The 21,902-nt window shown below is 61.7% G+C and carries 16 protein-coding genes and 3 rRNA genes; 16 read left to right on the forward strand and 3 right to left on the reverse strand.

Annotation, left to right across the window (positions count from 1 at the left end; translation table 11 throughout):
• From GM658_RS27715 to rtcA (GM658_RS27735), 5 genes are all read left to right on the forward strand, one after another.
• Positions 1-77, forward strand: a 23S ribosomal RNA gene (locus GM658_RS27715); the annotation flags it as partial.
• An 83-nt stretch (positions 78-160) separates the two neighbouring features.
• Positions 161-273 (forward strand): 5S ribosomal RNA (gene rrf, locus GM658_RS27720).
• Positions 274-319: 46 nt separating this feature from the next.
• Positions 320-432: ribosomal RNA gene (gene rrf, locus GM658_RS27725) — 5S ribosomal RNA — on the forward strand.
• A 107-nt stretch (positions 433-539) separates the two neighbouring features.
• On the forward strand, positions 540-2,546 hold the full coding sequence (locus tag GM658_RS27730; protein ID WP_155457350.1) for an esterase-like activity of phytase family protein: 2,007 nt from the start codon (positions 540-542) through the stop codon (positions 2,544-2,546).
• 54 nt (positions 2,547-2,600) lie between these two features.
• Positions 2,601-3,623 carry an RNA 3'-terminal phosphate cyclase gene (gene rtcA / locus GM658_RS27735; RefSeq protein ID WP_155457351.1) on the forward strand — a complete coding sequence of 341 codons (1,023 nt, stop codon included), beginning with the start codon at positions 2,601-2,603 and terminating at the stop codon, positions 3,621-3,623.
• On the opposite strand, the gene rtcR is transcribed toward rtcA (GM658_RS27735), so the two are convergent.
• On the reverse strand, positions 3,620-5,218 hold the full coding sequence (gene rtcR, locus GM658_RS27740) for an RNA repair transcriptional activator RtcR (RefSeq protein ID WP_155457352.1): 1,599 nt from the start codon (positions 5,216-5,218) through the stop codon (positions 3,620-3,622). The two genes, rtcA (GM658_RS27735) and rtcR, sit on opposite strands and share 4 nt — an antisense overlap.
• Before the next feature lie 136 nt (positions 5,219-5,354).
• On the opposite strand from rtcR, the gene GM658_RS27745 reads away from it, so the two are divergent.
• The 6 genes from GM658_RS27745 to GM658_RS27770 all read left to right on the forward strand — a co-directional run bounded on the left by GM658_RS27745 (position 5,355) and on the right by GM658_RS27770 (position 11,389).
• Positions 5,355-5,564 (forward strand): hypothetical protein, encoded by a 210-nt coding sequence (locus GM658_RS27745; RefSeq protein WP_155457353.1) that lies wholly within the window; start codon positions 5,355-5,357, stop codon positions 5,562-5,564.
• Between the two features lie 22 nt (positions 5,565-5,586).
• A complete protein-coding gene (locus tag GM658_RS27750) occupies positions 5,587-6,813 on the forward strand; it encodes an RtcB family protein (protein WP_130316828.1) in 1,227 nt (408 codons plus the stop codon).
• A gap of 16 nt (positions 6,814-6,829) precedes the next feature.
• Positions 6,830-7,846, forward strand: coding sequence for an RNA 3'-terminal phosphate cyclase (rtcA, locus tag GM658_RS27755; protein ID WP_155457354.1), 1,017 nt, complete (start codon positions 6,830-6,832; stop codon positions 7,844-7,846).
• 106 nt (positions 7,847-7,952) lie between these two features.
• On the forward strand, positions 7,953-8,414 hold the full coding sequence (gene pedF / locus GM658_RS27760) for a cytochrome c-550 PedF (RefSeq protein ID WP_155457355.1): 462 nt from the start codon (positions 7,953-7,955) through the stop codon (positions 8,412-8,414).
• A 12-nt stretch (positions 8,415-8,426) separates the two neighbouring features.
• Entirely contained in the window at positions 8,427-9,242 is an 816-nt protein-coding gene (locus GM658_RS27765) for a substrate-binding periplasmic protein (protein ID WP_155457356.1), read from the forward strand.
• A complete protein-coding gene (locus tag GM658_RS27770) occupies positions 9,239-11,389 on the forward strand; it encodes a TonB-dependent receptor (protein ID WP_155457357.1) in 2,151 nt (716 codons plus the stop codon). The genes GM658_RS27765 and GM658_RS27770 overlap by 4 nt, the downstream gene beginning before the upstream one ends.
• Here the strand turns inward: GM658_RS27770 and GM658_RS27775 are convergent.
• Entirely contained in the window at positions 11,386-13,500 is a 2,115-nt protein-coding gene (locus GM658_RS27775; protein ID WP_155457358.1) for a TonB-dependent receptor family protein, read from the reverse strand. The two genes, GM658_RS27770 and GM658_RS27775, sit on opposite strands and share 4 nt — an antisense overlap.
• Positions 13,501-13,648: 148 nt before the next feature.
• Here GM658_RS27775 and GM658_RS27780 point away from each other — a divergent pair, with 148 nt between their 5' ends.
• From GM658_RS27780 to GM658_RS27800, 5 genes are all read left to right on the forward strand, one after another.
• Entirely contained in the window at positions 13,649-14,587 is a 939-nt protein-coding gene (locus tag GM658_RS27780; RefSeq protein ID WP_155457359.1) for a beta-propeller fold lactonase family protein, read from the forward strand.
• Between the two features lie 125 nt (positions 14,588-14,712).
• On the forward strand, positions 14,713-16,233 hold the full coding sequence (gene adh, locus GM658_RS27785; protein WP_155457360.1) for an aldehyde dehydrogenase: 1,521 nt from the start codon (positions 14,713-14,715) through the stop codon (positions 16,231-16,233).
• Between the two features lie 21 nt (positions 16,234-16,254).
• A complete protein-coding gene (locus GM658_RS27790) occupies positions 16,255-16,647 on the forward strand; it encodes a DUF779 domain-containing protein (RefSeq protein ID WP_155457361.1) in 393 nt (130 codons plus the stop codon).
• A 17-nt stretch (positions 16,648-16,664) separates the two neighbouring features.
• Complete coding sequence (locus tag GM658_RS27795; protein ID WP_155457364.1) at positions 16,665-18,380, forward strand: PQQ-dependent methanol/ethanol family dehydrogenase; 1,716 nt, start codon at positions 16,665-16,667, stop codon at positions 18,378-18,380.
• 174 nt (positions 18,381-18,554) lie between these two features.
• Positions 18,555-19,706, forward strand: coding sequence for a porin (locus tag GM658_RS27800; protein ID WP_155457362.1), 1,152 nt, complete (start codon positions 18,555-18,557; stop codon positions 19,704-19,706).
• A 6-nt stretch (positions 19,707-19,712) separates the two neighbouring features.
• On the opposite strand, the gene GM658_RS27805 is transcribed toward GM658_RS27800, so the two are convergent.
• Complete coding sequence (locus GM658_RS27805) at positions 19,713-21,647, reverse strand: sigma-54-dependent Fis family transcriptional regulator (protein WP_155457363.1); 1,935 nt, start codon at positions 21,645-21,647, stop codon at positions 19,713-19,715.
• Between the last annotated feature and the right edge of the window lie 255 nt (positions 21,648-21,902).

A 21,902-nucleotide genomic window follows, 5' to 3' on the forward strand; every position in this document is an offset into this window, starting at 1 on the left:
GACGTTGATAGGTCAGGTGTGGAAGTGCAGTAATGCATTAAGCTAACTGATACTAATTGCCCGTACGGCTTGTCCCTATAACCTTGACGGTTATGTAGCACTTACCCGTGTTTGAGAACACTACCCCGCTTTTACTTCTCCAGATTGTTACCAAGTCATGCTTGATGACCATAGCAAGTCAGTCCCACCCCTTCCCATCCCGAACAGGACCGTGAAATGACTCTGCGCCGATGATAGTGCTGCAACCAGTGTGAAAGTAGGTTATCGTCAAGCTATTAATTCCAGGTGACGCGCTCCGCGCGAACCTTGTACCGGTCAGTCTGATGACCATAGCAAGTCAGTCCCACCCCTTCCCATCCCGAACAGGACCGTGAAATGACTCTGCGCCGATGATAGTGCTGCAACCAGTGTGAAAGTAGGTTATCGTCAGACTAAGTAATATGCCAAAAGGCCCGCTCAAAAGCGGGCCTTTTGCTTTTGTGTCATCGCTATGTCACTTCCGGTAATTAAGCTGCGGCTTTTAATCTCCAGAGGCCAGCATGAAATCACTATCGCTTCTTCCCCTAGCACTCGCACTTGCCGCCTGCGGCGGTGGCGGCAGCAATGAACCCGTTAAACCCTCGGTGAACGGCAGTTTCGTCGACGGCGCCGTTGAGGGGGCGGATTATGTGGCAGGCACGGCCGCCAAGGCGGTGACCGGCCCCAAGGGCGAATTCACCTGCAAGGAAGGCGACACCGTCAGTTTCAGTGTGGGCGGTATGGCGTTGGGCAGCGCAGCTTGTGCGCCGATGATCACTCCGCTGCAGCTGGCCGGCGTGGCCGACGTCAAGGATGCGAAGGTCGTCAATCGCCTGCTGGCTTTGCAGCTGCTGGATGAAGACAGCGATCCTTCCAACGGCATCAAGATCACTGCCGAAGTGAAGTCTGCCTTGGCGGGCAAGACGCTCGATTTCGGCGCCGCAGCGGCGGACTTCAACAAGGCCATGGCTGCGAACCTGGTCGCCGCCGGCACTGCCTATGCTGCACGCGGCGTCGATGACGACCGCCGCCAGCTGGTGCGCGAACACTTCGAAGACACGCTGGCCTCCAAGGTTGGCACGCCGGTGCAGGAAACATTCAGCCAAGGCGCTGTCACCGGTACCGTGACGCGCTACCAGGTGCAGGCAGCGAACAGCTTCTACATTCCTTACGAAGGCAGCAACGCCAAGGTCAAGGCTGAATTCCCGTTGGGGTTCCTTCCGTCCTATGGTTCGGCCCTGGCCTTGAAGGGCACGAATGCTAACGGCGACCTTGAATTCTATGGCCTGACCGACCGCGGCCCGAACGGCGATGGCCCGAACGTGCCGAATCCTGGCGGCAGCGGCACCATGGGCGCCAAGATCTTCCCATCGCCAAGCTTCACGCCATCGATCGGCGTCATCACTGTTGGCAAGGGCGGCGCTGTATTGAACTCCACGCTGCCGATCAAGGTTTCGGCGAATACCAACAGCTCCGGCCTGCCCATTCCTGCGGGCACGCTGGGCAACTCCGCCGAAGTGCCGGTCTTCGATGCGATGAAATTCGACGCCTCCAGCAAGGCTGTATATAGCGCGAATGGCCTTGATACCGAAGCCATCGCCTTCGACAAGAAGCGCAATGCGCTGTGGGTGTCCGATGAATACGGCCCGTTCATCGTGAAGATCGATGCGGCGAGTGGCGTGATCCAGTCCCGTTATGCGCCGGGCAGCGGACTGCCTGCAATTTTCGCCAAGCGCCGCGCCAACCGCGGCATGGAAGGGATGGCGCTCGACACGGCAACCGACAAGCTGCATGGTTTCCTGCAAAGTCCGCTGAGCGATGGCAGCGCACCATACTCGGTGACCGGCAAGAACGAGCAGGTCGAACGCTTCGCCCGCTTCACGCGCTGGATCGAATTCGACCCGGTGACCGGTACTACCGGCCGCATGTTTGCCTACCCCCTGAACGGCGCCGATTATGCTGACGGTCGCACCGGCAATGCCAAGCTGGGTGACATGGTCGCACTGGGCAACGGTAAATTCATCGTGATCGAACAGGGCGCCGCACCCGGTGGCAAGGTGTTGAACAAACTGATGCTGGTGGAAATCGGCAGCGCTACCGACATCAATGCGGCGGCCTTCAACCCCGCTACATCTGACCTGGAGAAAAGCTCGATGGGCGCGGTGGCAGTGAATGGCGCCGATTGGTCCAAGGTTGTCACGCTGAAGAAAACTTTGCTGCTGGACCTGAACGCCATCGGCTGGCTAGCCGAGAAGGCTGAGGGCCTGACCATCGTCGACGGCAATACGCTGGCACTCGCAAACGACAATGACTTCGGCTTGAAGACTAAAATCTTCACGCCATCCGGCGAAGCGGTGGCCGACGCCGATGTCACGAAATGCAATGTCGATGCCAACGGCGTCATCATCACCAGCAGCGCAGCTGGCTGCAATGCGGCCAACACCATCCGCGTTGCCCGCGGCGATGACCGCGAGCGCCCGAGCCGTCTCTGGCTGATCAAGTTCTCGAAGGCGCTGAGCACTTACTAAGTTCGTGCGCCGCCTCCGTGCCGGCAGCATCATAATGCCGGCAGGAGGTGCGCGATGATTGAACTGGACGGTTCGACGGGCGAAGGCGGCGGGCAGATCCTGCGCACTTCATTGACTTTGTCCATGATTACCGGCCAGGCTTTTCGCATCCGGAACATCCGCGCCAACCGCCAGCCTCAGGGATTGCGGCGCCAGCACCTGTCGGCGGTACGCGCTGCGGCTGTCGCCTGCGGCGCCAGCGTCACTGATGCGGAAGCAGGTTCGACTTCGCTGGAGTTTACGCCCGGCCGTGTGAGCGGTGGCGTATACGAGTTCGACATCGGCACGGCAGGCAGTACCACACTCGTGCTGCAAACCCTTATCCCTGCCTTGCTGTTCGCTGAGCAGCCGACTGTTGTGACAGTGCGTGGCGGGACGCATAACCCCAAGGCTCCGCCGGCTGAATTCCTGCAGCGTGCTTATTGCCGCTTGCTCGCAGCCATGGGAGCGGACGTCGAGATCGATATCGAGCGATACGGATTCTATCCGGCGGGCGGCGGCGCCATTTCTGCCAATGTGTGGCCATGCAAGCAGTTGCGCCGCATTGACTTGTTCGAGCGCGGGGCCTTGCAGCAGGCCTATGCACAAGCGATTGCAGCACGCTTGCCGGCACAGGTGGCGCAACGACAATATGCGACAGTACGCAACCTGTTGGGCTGGGAGGCCGACCAAATGCGCGAAGTGCTGTCTCCCACTTCGGCCAGCCCGGGCAATGCGATCCTGTTGACCGTCGAGAGCGAGTCAGTGACGGAAGTATTTTCTGCAATCGGCGATCGCGGCGTGCGGGCGGAGGCGGTTGCGCGTGAAGCGGCGCTGGAGGCGCGCCGCTACCTGGCTTCAGGCGCAGCGGTGGGCGAACACCTGGGCGACCAGGTGATGTTGCCGATGGCGCTCGCGGGCGGAGGCGCTTATACGCTGGATCATGTGTCGCAACATGCCATCACGAATGCGGAAGTGATTGCGCATTTCCTGCCGGTGACGGTCAGCTTCGAGCAGGGCGAGCGATTCAACACCTGCCACGTGCGCACCAGGATTTAACTGACCTGGTCCCACTCCAGGCCGAAGCGGGCCAGGTATTTTTTCAAGCGGTCGGCATCGTTCGGCTTTGCCTTGCCAAGGCGCGAAGCGGCAAACAGCTTGCGGCCGGCGTCGGACATGGTTTTCGACTGGAGGCAGACGCTGATCACCGATTCAAGCTGCATCCGGTCGAACAGGTCAATTTGTTCGAGTGCTTCCTCGTCGAACAAGTTGTCAAGGCTCGCCGCCGGTCGCGCGCCTTCCGCCAGCGGGCGCCATTGACGCTGCAGGCGCGCTATTTCGGCCGCGACGATAGGGGCCGTGATGCGGCCCGTGTCCGCAAGCGTCGCCATGCGTGTGACGGAGGCCGACAGGTCGCGGAAGTTGCCGTTCCAGAGAGCGTCCGGCGAGGCGGCAAAGCGCATGTACTGCTGGCGGGCCTCGGTATTGAAGCGCACCATGGCGCCATTCTCCGCACCGAACTGCGCCAGCAGGTAATCGAGGTTCGGCTCAATGTCTTCCGGCCGCTCGCCCAGGCCGGGCAGTGCGTAGGTCCACAGGTTGATTCGCGCAAACAGGTCTTCGCGGAAGCGGCCAGCCGCTACTTCGCGCGCCAGGTCGCGGTTGGTGCCTGCGATCAGCTGGAAGTCGCTGCGCACCTCATGGTCGCCGCCCATCGGCAGGAAGCGCTTTTCCTCGACGGCTTTGAGCAGCATGGCTTGCTCATCGAGCCCCAGTTCGCCAATCTCGTCGAGGAATAGCAGGCCTTTGTGCGCAGTGCGCAGCAAGCCTGGGCGGTCCGACGCCGCGCCGGTGAAGGCGCCTTTCACGTGGCCGAACAAAGTGGAACCGGCGCCATCGCCATGCAGCGTGGCGCAGTTGATTTCCACAAAAGCGCCATCGACCTGGTGCCGCGCCTTTTTCAGTTCGTACACGCGCCGCGCCAGGAAGGATTTGCCTGCACCGGTTGGCCCCATGAGCAGCATCGGGGCGCGCGAACGGGCAGCCACGTGTTCGATCTCGTCGATCATGAGGTTGAAGTGCGGGTTGCGTGTAGCGATGCCGGACTTCAGGAACTCCACCCCCTCGCGCTGCGCGTTGGAGAAGCGCTGCGCGATCTGGTCATAGCGCGACAGGTCCAGGTCGATCAGCACGTATTCGCCTGGATTGCCTGGCCCCGCGCGGCGCGGCGGAGATGTCTGCAGCAGGCGTCCAGGGAAGTAGCGCGCTTCTGTCATGAGGAAAAGGCAAATTTGCGCGACGTGGGTGCCGGTAGTGATGTGTACCCAGTACTCCTCATTCTCCGTGTCGAAGGGGTAATTGCGCGCGAAGTCGAACAGCTGGCTGTAAACGTCCTCGAAATCCCACCAGTCGCTGATCGGCAATGTATGGCGCTGCACGACAGTCTGCGGGGAGACGGCCTGCATGTCCTCTTCAATCTGGCGCGCCAGGCCGTCGTGAAGGGCGCTTGCCAGCAGTTCGAAACGGTCGACCATCAGGTCTTCATGCTGGAGCAGGGAGACGCTGGGGCGCCATTTCTCCCAGCGGCCAGCGGTACGCGGTCCGCCGTCCAGTTGCGTGCCGAGGAAGCCAAGGATGACGATTTTCTTTTTCATTACATGGATAAGAATTTATCTGTAGAGATAATCTAACATAGGGATCGATTTTTATAAATCTATATTTATCAACGACTTAACAAGTTGGCACACCATTTGCAATAGATGGGATACGCAAAGACAAAAGGAGATCAAAATGGCGGAATCCCAAATCAAGGCTTGGACCATCAGTGCCGGCGCAGTCGGCAGGAAACCCGTAAAGCGCAGCTTCGGCGGCGTGAACGCGGCGATGAGTATTTCCACCAGCCGCCGCCACACCACCGTCAGCTGGCATGACGAGCCGCTCGCAGGCAAAGGCCGCACGGTGTGGAATGGCGTGGTCTCCACCCTTGTCGGCGCAGATTAATCGTTAGAAGATGAGACTTATGATGAAAGATAAAGAATTCGAAGTAATGGAAGTGTCGGGTGGTAGCCCGGTAAAGATGTGGACCAAGGGGGTGCCGGTTGAATCGGAAGCGCGCCAGCAGCTCGCCAATACGGCCAAGATGCCCTTCATTTACAAGCATATTGCTGTCATGCCGGATGTCCACCTTGGCAAAGGTTCGACTATCGGTAGCGTGATTCCCACCCTGGGTGCGATTATCCCGGCTGCGGTGGGTGTGGATATCGGCTGCGGGATGATGGCGGCCAAGACCACGCTGAATGCGCGCGACCTGCCGGATAACCTGGGTCCCCTGCGCAGCGCGATTGAGAAAGCGATCCCGCACGGGTTGACCCCGAAATTCCGTGGCCGCGACCGCGGTTCGTGGGAAAACCCGCCCTCCGCAGTGGATGTCGCCTGGGGGCAGTTGAAGGATGAATTCGACGTGATCTGCGAGAAAACGCCGAAGCTGAAAAACACCAACAACTATCGCCACCTTGGTACCCTTGGTTCCGGCAACCACTTCGTTGAAGTGTGCCTGGACGAGGAAGGTTCGGTGTGGTTCATGCTGCACTCGGGTTCGCGCGGGGTGGGGAATGCCATCGGCTCCCACTTCATCGAACTGGCGCAGAAGGATATGCGCACCCACATCGCCAACTTGCCGGATAAGGACCTGGCCTACCTGGAAGAAGGTACCCAGCACTACGACGACTATGTGGAAGCGGTGGGTTGGGCGCAGAAATTCGCGCGCATGAACCGCGAGGTGATGATGCAGAACCTGATCGCCTCCGTTCGCACCGTAATCACCAAACCATTCCAGACGCACGTGGAAGCGGTGAACTGCCACCACAACTATGTGCAGAAAGAGCGGCACTTCGGTAAGGACGTGCTGGTGACCCGTAAGGGCGCGGTATCGGCGCGGGAAGGCGAGTTGGGGATCATCCCGGGTTCAATGGGAGCCAAGAGCTTTATCGTTCGCGGTAAAGGTAACCCTGAGAGCTTCAACAGCTGCAGCCACGGTGCTGGCCGTACCATGAGCCGTAACGAGGCCAAGCGCCGTTTCTCCCTTGAGGACCAGGTGAAGGCGACCGAGGGCGTCGAGTGCCGTAAGGACGAAGGCGTGATCGACGAAATTCCGATGGCCTACAAGGACATCGAGGCGGTCATGAAAGCGCAGGAAGAACTGGTTGAAGTAGTGCACACCTTGAAGCAGGTGGTGTGCGTCAAAGGATAATAAAAGCAGGATAAGAATGATTGAAATTGATGGATCTAAAGGAGAGGGCGGCGGCCAGGTGCTGCGCACTGCGCTGACGCTCTCGATGATTACCCAGCAACCGTTTCGTATTGCGAACATTCGCGCCAACCGCTCGAAACCGGGCTTGATGCGGCAGCACCTTGCGTCGGTCAAGGCGGCCGCCGAGATCTCCGGAGCGAAAGTGGTGGGCGATGCGCTGGGCTCGACCGCCCTGACGTTTGAGCCTGGCGCGATCAAGGCGGGCGAGTACGAATTCCAGATCGGGACCGCCGGCAGCTCGACGCTGGTGCTGCAGACGGTTGTGCCGGCGCTGCTGTATTCGCAAGGGCAGTCCGTGGTGCGGGTGAGCGGAGGCACCCATAACTCCAAGGCGCCGCCGGCGGAATTCCTGCAGCGTGCATATGGCCGTGCCATGGCCGGCATGGGCGCGCAGCTCGAATTCAAGCTGGAGCGTGCGGGCTTCTATCCGGCCGGCGGCGGCGCCGTACGCGCTACCGTGCAGCCGCTGAAAGCCTGGCGCCAACTGACGCTGGAAGCGCGCGGTGAACGGCGCGAAGCGTATGCGGAAAGCCTGGTGGCCGCCGTTCCGGCAGGCGTGGCGAAGCGCGAACTGGATGCTGTGGCAAGCGCCATGGGCTGGTCCGGCGACCAGTTGCGTTTCCAGGCATTGCCGGATAACTGGGGCCCCGGCAACGCCTTGCTGATCACGCTCGATCACGAACACGTGACGGAAGTCTTTGTCGCCTTCGGCGAAAAGGCTCGCCGTGCGGAGGAGGTGGCGCGCGACGCGGTAGCCCAGGCCCGGCGCTTTATCGCGTCCGGAGCGGCGGTCAGCGAACATCTCGCCGACCAGCTGCTGATTCCGATGGCCCTGGCCGGCGGCGGCAGCTTCACCATGGACGTAGTGTCGCAGCACACCCGCACCAACGCGGAAATCATTGCGCTCTTCCTGCCGGTATCGATTCAGTTCGAAAAGCGGGGCGATCTCAATTTTTGCGCAGTGCGCATGTGACAGTTGTTCCAAAGTGGATCACTTTTGTCCCGCAGGCGGGTGAAGGTGCATGGCACGCGGTTTGCTCCTGCATGGGTATTACAACCACATCATGCAGGAGACATCCATGAAACACATTATCCTTTTTGCCGCGGCCGCGGCTGCCGTGACCACTTCCCTGTTCGCTTTCGCCCACGGCAATGTGACACCGCAAGCCGTCGATACCACGGGCCTGCCTGTGCTGGGCGATAAATGGCGCGAGGAGAATCCCTACAAGGACAATAAGCTGGCGCTGAAGATCGGCAGTTCAGCCTTCAACCAGAACTGTGCACGCTGTCACGGGCTGGAAGCGATCTCCGGCGGCATTGCGCCGGACCTGCGCCTGCTCGACCGCGATTGCGTGGGCATGGGCAACGAGAAAAAGAAGCAGGCCTGCTATAAGGAGATCGACCGCTATTTCCTGTCTTCGATCCGCGGTGGCAAAGTGCGCAATGGCGCGGTCTACATGCCGCCGTTTGAGGGTGTCTTCAACCAGGAAGCCATGTGGGCCATCAAGACCTACCTGGAATCCCGCCGCGCCACCAACTGATGCGAGGCCGCCATGCTCACCCTGCGCCTGCGCGGCCTCCGCGCCATGCTGCTGATCGGCTTCGCCCTGCTGTTCGCTGCGCTGACGGTCCATGCTGATACCGGCACCCTGAAAGTAGCCGTCTACAAAGACCTTGTTCCATTTTCGGACAATGGCGAGGGCATCGATATTGACCTGGCCGCCGCCCTGGCGCGCAAGCTGTCGCTCAAACTGAGCTTGTTGCCTTTTCCTGCAGGCGAAAACCTGAACGACGACTTGCGCAATATGGTGTGGAAGGGCCACTACCTTGGCTATGGTCCGGCGGACGTCATGCTCCACGTGCCGGTAGACCGCGCCCTGATGGCCTCCAATGACAAGGTAGAGATCTTTGCTCCCTACCATGTGGAGGCGGTGCGCCTGGTGCGCAGTACCCGCAGCATCCCGGTCTTCGATGGGCTGGATTCGCTGGCGGGCAAACGCATCGGCGTTGAGCAGGTTTCGCTGGCCGGCATGGTGATGCTGGGTGAGGGCAACGGGCGCTTCCGCGACCAGGTACACCTGTTCCACAGTTCGGCCGAGGCGCTGCAGCAGTTGAAATCAGGCCAGCTGGATGCCGTGCTGGCGACGCGTTCGGAGATCGAAGCGGAATTGCATGGCGACCCCGCATTCCCGGTGGAGCGGGTCGATTTCCAGCGGCTGCCGCGCGAGGGTTGGGCGGTTGGCATGGCGGTACGAAAAGACAATACCGAAATGGCGCGCAAGCTGCAGGCGGCGCTGAATGAACTGGCTGCGAGCGGTGAACTCAAGGCAATCTTTGCGCGCCACGGCGTGCAGCTGGCGAAGCCGTGAAGCGCCGCGCGCTGGGCGGCTTGCTGGCGCTGCTGGCAGCTGCAGCGCGCGGCGAAGGCGCCGGCATCCCGACCGTGGAAATTGTCGGCATCGCGCCGGCGGGCGCGCTGGTGGTGGCGCGCCGGCTTCTGCCATATGCAGTGCAGGTCGGCGCGGCGCCGCAGCAGGGCGAAACCTTGGCTGAATCGATGGCGCGCACGCTGGCGGGCGTCAACCTGAACGAGGTATCCGGCAGCCCTTACCAGCAGGATGTGACGTATCGCGGCTTCCGCGCCTCGCCTTTGCTGGGGACGGCCCAAGGGCTGTCGGTCTATCTCGATGGTGTACGGGTGAACGAGCCGTTCGGCGATGTAGTGAATTGGGACATGCTGCCCGAGGCAGCCATCGGCCAAACGATGCTGGCGCCGGGAACCAATCCGCTGTACGGCTTGAACACGCTGGGCGGCGCGCTGGTGCTGGCCACGCGCAATGGATTGGACGATCCAGGCGGCAGCATCAGCATGACAGGGGGCAGCCTTGGCCGGCGCCAGGTGGATTTGTCGCATGGTGCGCAGTATGGAGAAGGCTGGCATTCTTTTGCCGCAGCGACCTTGTTCCATGACCGTGGCTGGCGAGCCGACTCGCCGGGGCGCCTCGGTCGCCTGTTCGCAAAGCTTGGCCGCCGCAGCGATGCCCTGGAGTGGGACTTGTCGGTGCTCGCGGGCGGCAGCCGGCTGGTGGGCAACGGCTTGCTGCCGGACGGCCTGTATGCGGAGAACCGGAGCGCGGTGTACACCAGCCCTGACCGCAGCCGCAACCAGTTGCGCCAGATCCATGCAAGCCTGCGTTATCGGCTTGAGCGCGGCTCCGATCTTTCCATCTCCGCATACGCCCGCAACAGCCGGCGTGATAGCGTGAATGGCGATATCGCAGACGACACGAGCCAGGGAGGCGATTCAGGGCAGGTGGCGGCCAGTTTCAACACCGCCTCGACGAGGCAGCGAGGCCAGGGGGCGAACGCTAGTTGGCAGCGCCCGGCGGGAGCGCATCGGCTGGCGCTGGGCGCAGCATACGATCGCAGCAGCGTATCCTTTGCCCAATACAGCCAGCCCGGCTTGTTCAATGCCCGGCGCGAAGCAACGGCAGCCGCTGGCAGCGAGCCCGAATTGGAAGCAATGGTCGACGGCACCGCGCAAAGCGCCGCTATCTTCGCCAGCGATACTTGGACGTTCTCCGAGCGCTGGTCGTTGACCGCTTCCGCGCGCTACGGGTCGTCGCGCATCACAAATAACCTGCAGCACGACGACGCGGCGGTACAGCATGAACGTTTCAGCTACGGCAAACTGAATCCTGCGCTTGGCTTCACCTACCTGCCCGCGACGGACGTTTCACTGTTTGCCAACGCTTCCCAAAGCAACCGCGTACCGACCGTCATTGAACTGGGCTGCGCGGATCCCGAACAGCCTTGCCGCCTGCCGGTCGGCCTGCAGTCCGACCCCTACCTGAAACAAGTCGTCTCGCGCACCTTCGAAGCCGGCGCCCGCTGGAGGCAAGGCGAAAACCAGGCGACGTTGGCCATTTATCGCACCCAGAACAGGGACGATATCCTGTTTCGCACAGCCGGCATCGCGCAGCACGGCTACTTCGCAAATTTCCCGCGCACCCTTCACCAGGGCGCCGATTTCACCGCCAGCATGCGAGCCGGCCGGGTGCAGCTCAATATCGCCTACAGTTTCCTGGATGCCGAGTACGGCGCAAACGGCAGCCTGTTCACCGGCGCCCGTGCTGTACCCGTGCGATCCGGAACCCGCATCGCTGGTTTGCCGCGCCACACATTCAAGCTTGGCGCAGATTGGCACGTCACGGACGCACTGGCAGTAGGCGCAAACCTGCACGCAAATTCCAGAATGTCTGTGCTGGGCAATGAGGATGGATACCAGCCAGGCTGGCGTATCGCAGGCCATGCCCTGCTTGGCCTGCAGGCCAGCTATCGGCCAAATGATCAGTGGGAGTGGCTGCTGCGCATCAATAATGCCACCGGTCGCCGCTACGAGACCTTTGGTGCGGTGGGCACTGACATCTTCTCTGCCGGACAGGCGCAACAGGCCCGCTTCGTGGCGCCCGGCGCGCCGCGTTCGGTCACGGCCGGACTGCACATCAACTTTTAAAACTGATACTGGGCGCTGGCGCCTGCCACCCAGTTGCGGCCCGGCGCCGCTTCGTAATAGCGTTTGTTACTGTCGCCAACGATCACGGAGCCGATATAGTGCCGGTCCGCCAGGTTGTTCAGCCGTCCAAACTCACTGAAGCGCCAACCGGCCCATGACTGTTTCGCCACCAGGCGGACGTTCAGGATGCTGTAGCCTGGCGCCGGTACATCGGCATTTGCGTCCTCCGCGTACACCCGTCCGGCGGTGAGCGATTCCAGTGCCGCGGTGAAGCGCTCGCCGCTTGACTTCCAGGCCAACTCAGCGAACAGGCTGGCGCGCGGCACACCCGGCAGGCGAGCGCCCTCGCGCACATTGCCGAACGCTTTCTCATAAGTCGCCTTCAACAGCGTGGCCGCAACCCGTGCGCTGAATCCTGTCCCCAGCTTACTGTCCAGGGACAGCTCGGCGCCCTGGCGCAAGGTTTCGCTGGCGTTACGGTAACTGGTACGGCCACCGCTGGAGGCATCCACCACCAGTTCGTCGCGCGTGCGCACCTGGAACAGCGCCGCGTTGACGTGCGTATCGCCGGCGCGCGCCTTGATACCCGTTTCGACATGCGTGCTGCGGGCCGGGCGCAGCTGGAAATTGAAGCCTGCACCGGTGCCGGAGTAGAACAGCTCATTCAGGGTTGGCGCTTCGAAGCCGCGCGCTGCCGTGGCATAAAGGTTCACTTCAGGCGTCAGCTTATACAACACCCCAAGGAGCGGCGTGCTGCGGCTGTAGCGCAAGTCACCGCTGTCATTGCCGTTGCTCAGGAATCGGTCATCGACGGACACGCGCATCTGGCTGTGCCGGATCCCCGCAGTGAATTGCCAGCGCTCTCCCTGCCATTCTGTCTGCAGGTACGGATCGGTGCTGGACACCACATCCTGCTCGTCGCGCCGCAGCTTGCCCTGAACGCCGAAGGTCGTGCCAATGAAGTTCTCATACCCCTTGCGGTCGTCGCTGGAGCGGCCGTATTCAACGCCGACGGTGGTGGTCAGCCTGCCGTCGGCGATTTCCCGCATGTCCTGCCAGTTGATGTCGGCGCCGTAGAAATTGCGGTCGAAATCGACCACGCCGCCTGAATGGCTGGCCGGGGCCTGGAAAGCCTTGGAAAAGGCCTGGAACTGCGTCACCTGGCGGTTGCCGCCCCAGACGCTGACGTGCAGCCTGCCCGACTCGAAGCGCTGGTCCCAGCTTGCCCCGCCCTGCTGGTGATCGATGCTCTTGCGCGTGTTATAGCGCTCAGCCAGGGTGCGCTTGGGCACCTGGGTGTCGTTGGCGTCGATTTCCCCGGCCCGAGGGTCCCGCTGCCAGGTGGACCAGGTCACGCCCAGCGGATCCTGGGTGTCCTTCTGCCGCAATCCGTTGGCCACCAGGACCAGCCGCGCCCCAGGCAGCGGCTGCATGGTCAGCTTGGCCATGGCCTGGTCGCGCCGTGCAGCGCTGTGATCGCGATAACCATCGGTATCGAAGCGCGAAGCGTCCAGTACGAAGCTGATGCCGGCTGCGCTGCCCTGGGCATTCATGTCGGTCTTGCGCAAGCCATCGCTGCCTGCCGCGAAACTGGCTTCTACAGTCGGTGCGCCCTCGCCATCGCGTGTGAACAACTGGATCACGCCTCCCGCATGGTTGCCGTAAATGGCGGAGTAGGGGCCGCGCAGCACTTCGATGCGGTCGGCCATGTCCAGGTTGAAGGTGGCCGCCTGGCCCTGGCCATCCGGCATGCTGGCCGGGATGCCGTCGGTCACCAGCCGCACGCCGCGCACGCCGAAGGCTGAGCGGGCGCCGAAACCGCGGGAAGAAATTTGCAGGTCCTGCGCATAGTTCTGGCGGTTCTGCACCACCACACCCGGTACGGCTGCCAGCGCCTCGGAGGCATTCACTCGCACCTGGCCATCCCGAATGCGCTGCGCATCGAGCACATCGACGGCCGCCGGCAGGTCGAAACTTGAATGTTCGCTGCGGCTGCCGCTGATGACGACAACGTCGGAAATTGGAATGCCTTCCGTTGTGGCTTGCGCAAGCATCGGAGTAAATAAGCCGGCCAGTATGGCGGCCATGGCATTCAAACGGATCGGGTGCATTTCAGTCTCCTCAGGTGTACTCAGCATGCCCGCTGCGCGGGTCTCCTGAACACATAAGCAATATGCCTGCCAAGCCGCTTGCGGGACGCGCTTTGCTGGCATATCGCTTGCATGACAAGTGGATACACACCATACCAAAGGAGACATCATGAAGGCAAACCTGATCGCGGCCTTGTGCGCTGCCGGCGCGGCAAGCATCGCCATCGCCGCGCCATTCGCATACGTGCCGAACGAGAAGTCCGGCACCATCAGCGTGATTGATACGGCCACCGATAGCGTAGTGCGCCAGCTCAATGCGGGCAAAAGGCCGCGCGGGATTGGCAGCGGTCCCGGTGGGCGCCAGATTTTCGTCAGCGATGCGTCCAATGGAACGCTCCTGGCCATCGACAGCATCGCGGGCAGCAGCGAGTCGCTGGCGCTGGGAAAATCGCCCGAGGGCGTCAGCGTTTCTCCGGACGGCAAGCTGGTAGCGGTGGCTGTCGAGGAGGGCAACAGCGTGGCTTTGTTCGATGCCGCTACCCATGCGCGGCTGGCAGATATCCCGGTAAAAGGCCGCAATCCGGAGCATGCGGTATTCAGCCCGGACAGCCGCTATCTCTACGTCAGCGCCGAGGAAGCGGAGCAAGTAGACGTGGTCGACGTTGCGCAGCGCCGCCAGACCGGCTCCGTTGCCGTGGGACTGCGCCCGCGCGGCATCGGCTTTGCGCCCGATTCCAGCCGCGTCTACGTCGCCTGCGAAATGGCCAATGCCGTCTATGTCATCGATCCTGGCACCTTGAAAACGCTTGCCACCATTCCGGCCGGGCGCAACGCCAACGGCATCGCCGTGCATCCCGACGGGCGCAGCGTCTACGTCTCAAACGGCATGGATGGCAGCGTGATGCGCATCGACACCGCCAGCAATACCGTCAACGCCACGATTGCAGTCGGCAAGCGTCCCTGGAATATGGCCATCACCCCGGACGGCAGCAAGCTGTATGTGGCAAACGGCCGTTCCAACAGCGTGTCCGTAATCGACACCGCCAGCGCGCGCAAGGTAGCGGACATTCCGGTTGGTGAACTGCCCTGGGGTGTGGTGATCCGTTGAGATCAGCAACAGGTGTTCAGGTTTGGAGCAGTTGTTGTTGCAGCGCCTGCGCCGCCAGGCGCGAAAACCGCTGGCACGGCAATTGCGAATAAGGCAGTACCCACAACCACTCAATAGAGGATGACATGAATCTCGCCGACATCAGCAAACTGGGCGTCGCCAATCCATTCAAGACCCGTTACGACAACTTCATCGGCGGCAAATTCGTTCCGCCGGTGAAGGGCGAATACTTTGCCAACATCACCCCGATCACCGGCCTGCCATTCTGCGAGATCGCACGCTCCACCGCGGAAGACATCGAGCTGGCGCTGGATGCCGCGCACGCCGCCAAGGCCGCATGGGGCAAGACTTCCCCGACCGAGCGTGCCAACATCCTGAACAAGATGGCTGACCGCATGGAGCAGAACCTGCAGCTGATCGCGACTGCGGAAACCATCGACAACGGCAAGCCAATCCGCGAAACCATGGCCGCCGACATTCCATTGGCGATTGACCATTTCCGCTACTTCGCCGGCTGCATCCGCGCGCAGGAAGGCAGCGTCGCCCAGATCGATGCTGAAACCTACGCCTACCACTACCATGAGCCGCTGGGCGTGGTGGGCCAGATCATCCCTTGGAACTTCCCGATCCTGATGGCCGTCTGGAAGCTGGCGCCGGCGCTGGCTGCCGGCAACTGCGTGGTGCTCAAGCCTGCCGAGCAAACCCCGGCTTCCATCATGGTGCTGTTGGAAGTGATCGGCGACCTGCTGCCGCCGGGCGTGCTGAACGTGGTGAACGGCTTCGGCCTGGAAGCAGGCAAGCCGCTGGCTTCGAGCAAGCGCATCGCCAAGGTCGCTTTCACCGGTGAAACCGGCACCGGCCGCCTGATCATGGGCTATGCAGCGCAGAACCTGATTCCGGTCACGCTGGAACTGGGCGGCAAGTCGCCCAACATCTTCTTCGAAGACGTGATGTCGGCCGACGACGCCTTCTTCGACAAGTGCCTGGAAGGTTTCGCCATGTTCGCGTTGAACCAGGGCGAAGTCTGTACCTGCCCATCGCGCGTGCTGGTACAGGAATCGATCTACGAGCGCTTCATGGAGCGCGCGCTGAAACGCGTCGCGGCCATCAAGCAGGGCAACCCGCTGGATCACTCCACCATGATCGGCGCCCAGGCTTCGCAGGAGCAGCTGGAGAAGATCCTGTCCTACATGGACATCGGCCGCCAGGAAGGCGCGCAGCTGCTGGCCGGCGGCGAGCGCCAGGTACTGTCCGGTGACCTGGAAGGCGGCTACTACGTGCGTCCTACCGTATTCAAGGGCGACAACTCCATGCGCATCTTCCAGGAGGAGATCTTTGGCCCGGTGGTCTCCGTCACCACCTTCAAGGATGAAGACGAAGCGCTGGCTATCGCCAACGACACCCTGTACGGCCTCGGTGCCGGTGTATGGAGCCGCGACGGCAGCCGCGCCTTCCGCATGGGCCGCGCGATCCAGGCCGGCCGCGTGTGGACCAATTGCTACCACCTCTACCCGGCCCATGCAGCATTCGGCGGCTACAAGCAGTCGGGCATCGGCCGCGAGACCCACAAGATGATGCTCGACCACTACCAGCAAACGAAGAACCTGCTGGTCAGCTACAACCCCAACGCACTGGGCTTCTTCTAAGGCGAAAAGGCGAGGCGAAGCATGGATAACGCAATTGCCAGGGTCACGGCGACCGAATCCGCACTGGAATTTATCGACCAGCTGCACCAGCAGCACGGACCGATCATGTTCTTCCAGTCGGGCGGATGCTGCGACGGCAGCGCACCGATGTGCTATCCCGCGGGCGAGTTCGACGTCAGCGAGACCGACGTCTACCTCGGCAACCTTGGCGGCGCGCCCTTCTATATCGGGCTTGAGCAATACGGTTACTGGGAGCACACCCAGCTGATCGTGGACGTGGTGGCCGGAATCGGCGGCATGTTCTCGCTCGATAACGGCACTGGCAAACGCTTCCTGCTTCGCTCGCGCCTTTTCACCGACGAAGAATGCACAGCGCTAGGACAGATAGACCATAACAAAGGAGACAGGACGTGAAATACATCACCATCGGAATGCTGCTGGGTGCAGCAACGCTGGCGCAGGCTTCCAGCGTCACAACGACCATGCTGGACAACGCAGCGAAGGACACCGGCAGCGTGCTTTCTTCGGGCATGGGCTCGGAAGGCCAGCGCTATTCGCCGCTCAAGCAGATCAACACGCAGAACGTCGGCCGCCTGGTACCGGCGTGGTCGTTCTCGTTCGGCGGCGAAAAGCAGCGCGGCCAGGAATCGCAGCCGCTGATCTACAACGGCAAGATGTTTGTCACCGCATCTTATTCCCGCATCTTCGCCATCGACCTCAAGACCGGCAACAAGATCTGGAAGTATGAGCACCGCCTGCCGGACGCCATCATGCCGTGCTGCGACGTCGTCAACCGCGGCGCCGCGCTATACGACAACCTGGTGATCTTCGGCACCCTGGACGCACAGCTGGTCGCGCTGGACCAGGACACCGGCAAGCTGGTATGGAAGGAGAAGGTCGATGATTATGCCGCCGGCTACTCGATGACTGCGGCGCCGTTGATTGCCAACGGGGTGCTGCTGACCGGTGTTTCCGGCGGCGAGTTCGGCATTGTTGGCCGCGTCGAAGGCCGCGATCCCAAGACCGGCGAGCTGCTGTGGACTCGCCCGACGGTGGAAGGCCACATGGGCTACAAGTATGACAGCGATGGCAAGGCAACCGAGACGGGGGTTACCGGCACGGTCAACAAGTCCTGGCCGGGCGAGTTGTGGAAGACCGGCGGCGCTTCGACCTGGATGGGCGGCACTTACGATCCCAAGACCGGCCTGGCCTACTTTGGCACCGGCAACCCAGCGCCCTGGAACAGCCACCTGCGCCCTGGCGACAACCTCTATTCCTCGTCCACAGTGGCGCTGGACCCGAAGACCGGCATCATCAAATGGGCCTACCAGAACACGCCGAATGACGCCTGGGACTTCGACGGCGCCAATGAGTTTGTCACCTTCGACATGGACGGCAAGCGTTACGGCGGCAAAGCCGACCGCAACGGCTTCTTCTACGTGATCGACGCCAACGACGGCAAGCTGCAGAACGCCTTCCCGTTCGTACGCAAAATCACCTGGGCGACAGGCATCGACCTGAAGACCGGGCGCCCGAACTACGTGGTTGAAGGCCGCCCTGGCGACCCGACCAAGGGCGAGGAAGGCAAGGAAGGCGCTTCCGTGTTCGCAGCACCGGCCTTCCTCGGCGCCAAGAACCAGCAGCCAATGGCCTACAACCCGCAGACAAAGCTGTTCTACGTGCCAGCCAATGAATGGGGCATGGACATCTGGAACGAGCCTATCAGCTACAAGAAGGGCGGCGCTTACCTTGGTGCAGGCTTCACCATTCGTCCATTGTTCGACGATTACATCGGCGCGCTGCGTGCGATCGATCCAAAGAGCGGCAAGATCAAATGGGAGGTGAAGAACAATGCGCCGCTGTGGGGCGGTGTCATGACTACGGCGGGCGGCCTGGTGTTCTACGGCACGCCGGAAGGCTACCTGAAGGCGCTTGACGCACAAAGCGGCAAGGAGCTGTGGAAGTTCCAGACCGGCTCCGGCGTGGTTGCGCCTCCGATCACCTGGCAGGATAGCGGCACGCAGTACGTGGCCGTGGTTTCCGGCTGGGGTGGCGCAGTACCACTGTGGGGCGGCGAAGTGGCGAAGAAGGTCAACTTCCTGGAGCAGGGCGGCTCTGTGTGGGTCTTCAAGCTCGCTCCTAAATAAACGATCTCCATGTGTTGCGTTGGCGGCCTGCGGGCCGCCTTTTTTTTGAACAGTACTGATCCGATATGGCGCAAGTTGAACAACGATTTATACCGTTTTCCTAGCGTACGTCACCGGCACGCAAATTGCCCTGTCCCTTGTGCACCATCCATTAATCAAACCAAGGAGACAACAATGAAAAAGATCATGCTTGCCAGCGCCGCCAGCGTCTTGCTTGCCCCAGCAGCCCATGCCGTCGACATCAAAGCCGGCGATTGGAACGTGAACGTAGGCGGTATCGTCAATGCCTACTACACGCATGTTTCGTGCAGCGGCGATCCCGTCGGAGGATTGGCGCTTGCCAGCGTCGGAATCGGCTGCGGCGGAGAGGACAGCCGCACCACCATCGGGAATGGCCTGCTGCCGAATGGCCTCGTAACGTCGGCCACGACAAAACAATCCGGGTTCGACGTCAAGGCACTGATCGGCATCTATCACGCCACGGCAACCGACAGCGCGATCGCCCAGAACAGTGAAGTCGACGTACGCCAGGCCTACTTCAGCTTCGGCAATGCGGAGATCGGCACGTTCAAGCTGGGACGCGACAATGGGATCTTCGGCGCCAACGCCATCTTCGGCGACATGACGCTGATCGGCGCCGGTGCACCGGTGCAGGCCACGCAGCGCGGCCGCGTCACGCTGGGCCATATCGGCGCCGGGTATGCCTATGTCGGCTACTACGGCCAGATGGCGTACACCTCGCCGAAGATGTCCGGCTTCAGCATCGATGCCGGCGTATTCAATCCGGTGAGCGATTCGCCTATCGTGTCGGCCGCCCAGTATTCCTCGCGCTCCAATCCGCAACTGCAAGGGCAGCTCAGTTACGCGGAAGGGCCGTTCAAGGCGTGGGTAGGCGTCAAGTCGCAGAAGTTCAAGGGTGTCGCTGCCGGCGCGGCCGATTTCACCATGAATGGCTGGGAGGCCGGCGCATCGTTCCAGCAAGGAGCATTCGGCCTTCTGGCCAACTACCAGGGCGGCAAAGGGCTCGGTGTGTTGTCCGATGCGGACCAGGGCAACGTGCGCAGCAAGCATTGGCTGCTGCAGGGGACATTCAAGACCAGCGAAAAGCTCAAGCTGGGCATTGGCTATGGCATCAGCCGCAACGAAGAGAACACCGCCGGCACGAACGGCCTGAAGTCGAATGCCAATCTCACCGTCGGCGCCTATTACGCGCTGACGGGAGCCATCACCCTGGTGGGCGAAGTTGGCGAAACCCGTTCCAAGTCCTTTGCAGGCGGCGAGGCGAAGATGAAGGGCGCCTCCTTCGGCGGCATCCTGTTCTTCTAAGCCGGGCTATTTGAGATGGGGCAGCTTGCGGTAGATCGTATTGCGCGATACGCCCAGGGCGCGTGCGGTGGCGGAGACGTTGCCGCCGTGCGCCTCCAGTGTGCGCACGATCAGGGCTTGCTCCATGTCTTCCAGCCGCGCGCCGGTGCAGGGCGTGACCGAACCGGTGATGGCGCCACTGGCCGGCGCTATCTCTCCCGCTGCGGGAGCGGCTGCCTGCACTTCCCGCATGTCGTCGAGGAAGTCATCCGGCATATGCTGCAGGCCGATCTCGCTCTCGTCGCCGGCCATCACTACACCGGTGCGCAGAAGATTGGTCAGCTGGCGGAAGTTGCCTGGCCATTTATGCTGCAGGAACAGCTGCATCAGTTCCGGCGCAACGGTATAGCGCTTGTTGCCGCCGTCCGTCGTCAGTATCTTGTTGACGACCGTTTCCAGGTCGGTACGCTCGCGCAGCGGGGGCAGTTTTACCACCAGGCCGTTCAGGCGATAGTACAAGTCCTCGCGGAACAGGCCCTGGGCCATGCGGTCGCGCAGGTTGTGGTTGGTGGCGCAGATGACTTCCACGTTCACGGGGATCGACTTGCCGCTGCCTAGCGGCGTCACCATGCGCTCCTGCAGCACGCGCAGCAGGCGCGCCTGCAAAGGGAAAGGCATGTCGCCGATCTCGTCGAGGAACAGCGTGCCGCCATTCGCCTGCAGGATCTTGCCGATCGCGCCTTTCTTGCGCGCGCCGGTAAAAGCCCCGTCTTCATAGCCAAACAGCTCGGATTCGATCAGCGTCTCCGGGATCGACGCGCAGTTGACCGGTACGAATGGTCCCTGGGCGCGCGGCGAATCATTATGAATCGCCTGGGCCAGCAACTCCTTGCCGGTGCCGGTTTCGCCCATGATCATGATCGGGATGTCCTTGCCCAGCACGCGGGTGACTTTGTCGATTACCGCTTCCAGCTGCTGGTCCCCGGTGCGCAGATAGCGCAGGCCGGACAGGCGACGCGCGGAATGGGCAGGATTGGTCTGCGCCGGATGGCTCTCCTCGCGCGCGGAAATGATCGGATGCTGAAAGTGGTTATTGGCGAGCCGCAGTTGGGCGCGGCCGAAGACACGCACGCCGCTATGCAGGCACAGGTCGAGCAGGCCGGGCGCCGCAGTCCGGTAATGATCGAACAGCGCAGACACGGGGAGCCCAAACAGCGAGCTGAAAGTATGCGACTGCAGGGCGGCGAATGTCAGGCCGAGCTGGAACAGGCCAGCACGGTTGGCGGCGATAAAGCGGCCGCCAGGCGTGAACGAGGCAATGCCCTCCATCAGTGTGCCAATAAATTCAGCACGTGCATGGAAGTGCAGGGTGATGACATCCTCAAAGGCGGCTGCGAACAGCTGGTTTTCCACCATCAGGGCTGACATGCGCACCAGGGCCATCGTGTGCTTATGGAAGGAGCGCTGGTCGCCCGAGACGTCAAGCACCCCGATCACATTGCCCGCATGGTCGGTAATCGGCGCCGCGGAGCAGGTCAGGAAGTGGTTGGCTTGCAGGAAATGTTGGTCAGCATGCACCAGCGCCGGCTTAGCCTCGGCGATGGCTGTGCCGATAGCGTTGGTCCCTTTGCACTCTTCGGACCAGGTAGCGCCAGACTGCAAGGCGACCCGGTTGGCCTTTTCCAGGAAGTCGTCATCCCCCAGCGAGTGCAGGATCACCCCCTTGGCATCGGTCAGGATCACCATATTGTGGGTGTTCACAATTTGCTGGTAGAGCGTTTCCATGGCCGGCACCGCATGGGTATGCAGCAGGCGGTTCTGCTCGATCAGCCCGGATAGTGAGCGGCGGTCGATGGGCGACAGGTCAACGTCGCTGCACGGATCGAGGCCATAAGTCCGCGAACGGTGATGAGCGGTCTCGATAATCGAGTTGTTCAAATTTGGAACAGTTTCCTGTTGCATGTCTCCCCCGGCAGCCTTTGCGGCTTTCTTTAATGTAGCACCTGTGTCAAAAGTGAACAAAAACCGATGGCCAGGTGCGTTGCATAGTTATACAAGCAAACAAGATGCCAGATAGCCCTTGCGGATCGGGCGCCGGTCGGCTATAGTTCTGTCCCTCGCAACGCAGCAACGTCAACGACGAAGCAGCGAAGCGAAAAAGATGGGGTTGACGAGATAGACGAAATACTGCATAATCTCGCTTCTCTGCTGCTGACA

Origin of the sequence: Massilia eburnea, assembly GCF_009720745.1 — a bacterium.
In the GTDB taxonomy this organism is placed as follows: domain Bacteria; phylum Pseudomonadota; class Gammaproteobacteria; order Burkholderiales; family Burkholderiaceae_D; genus Rugamonas; species Rugamonas eburnea.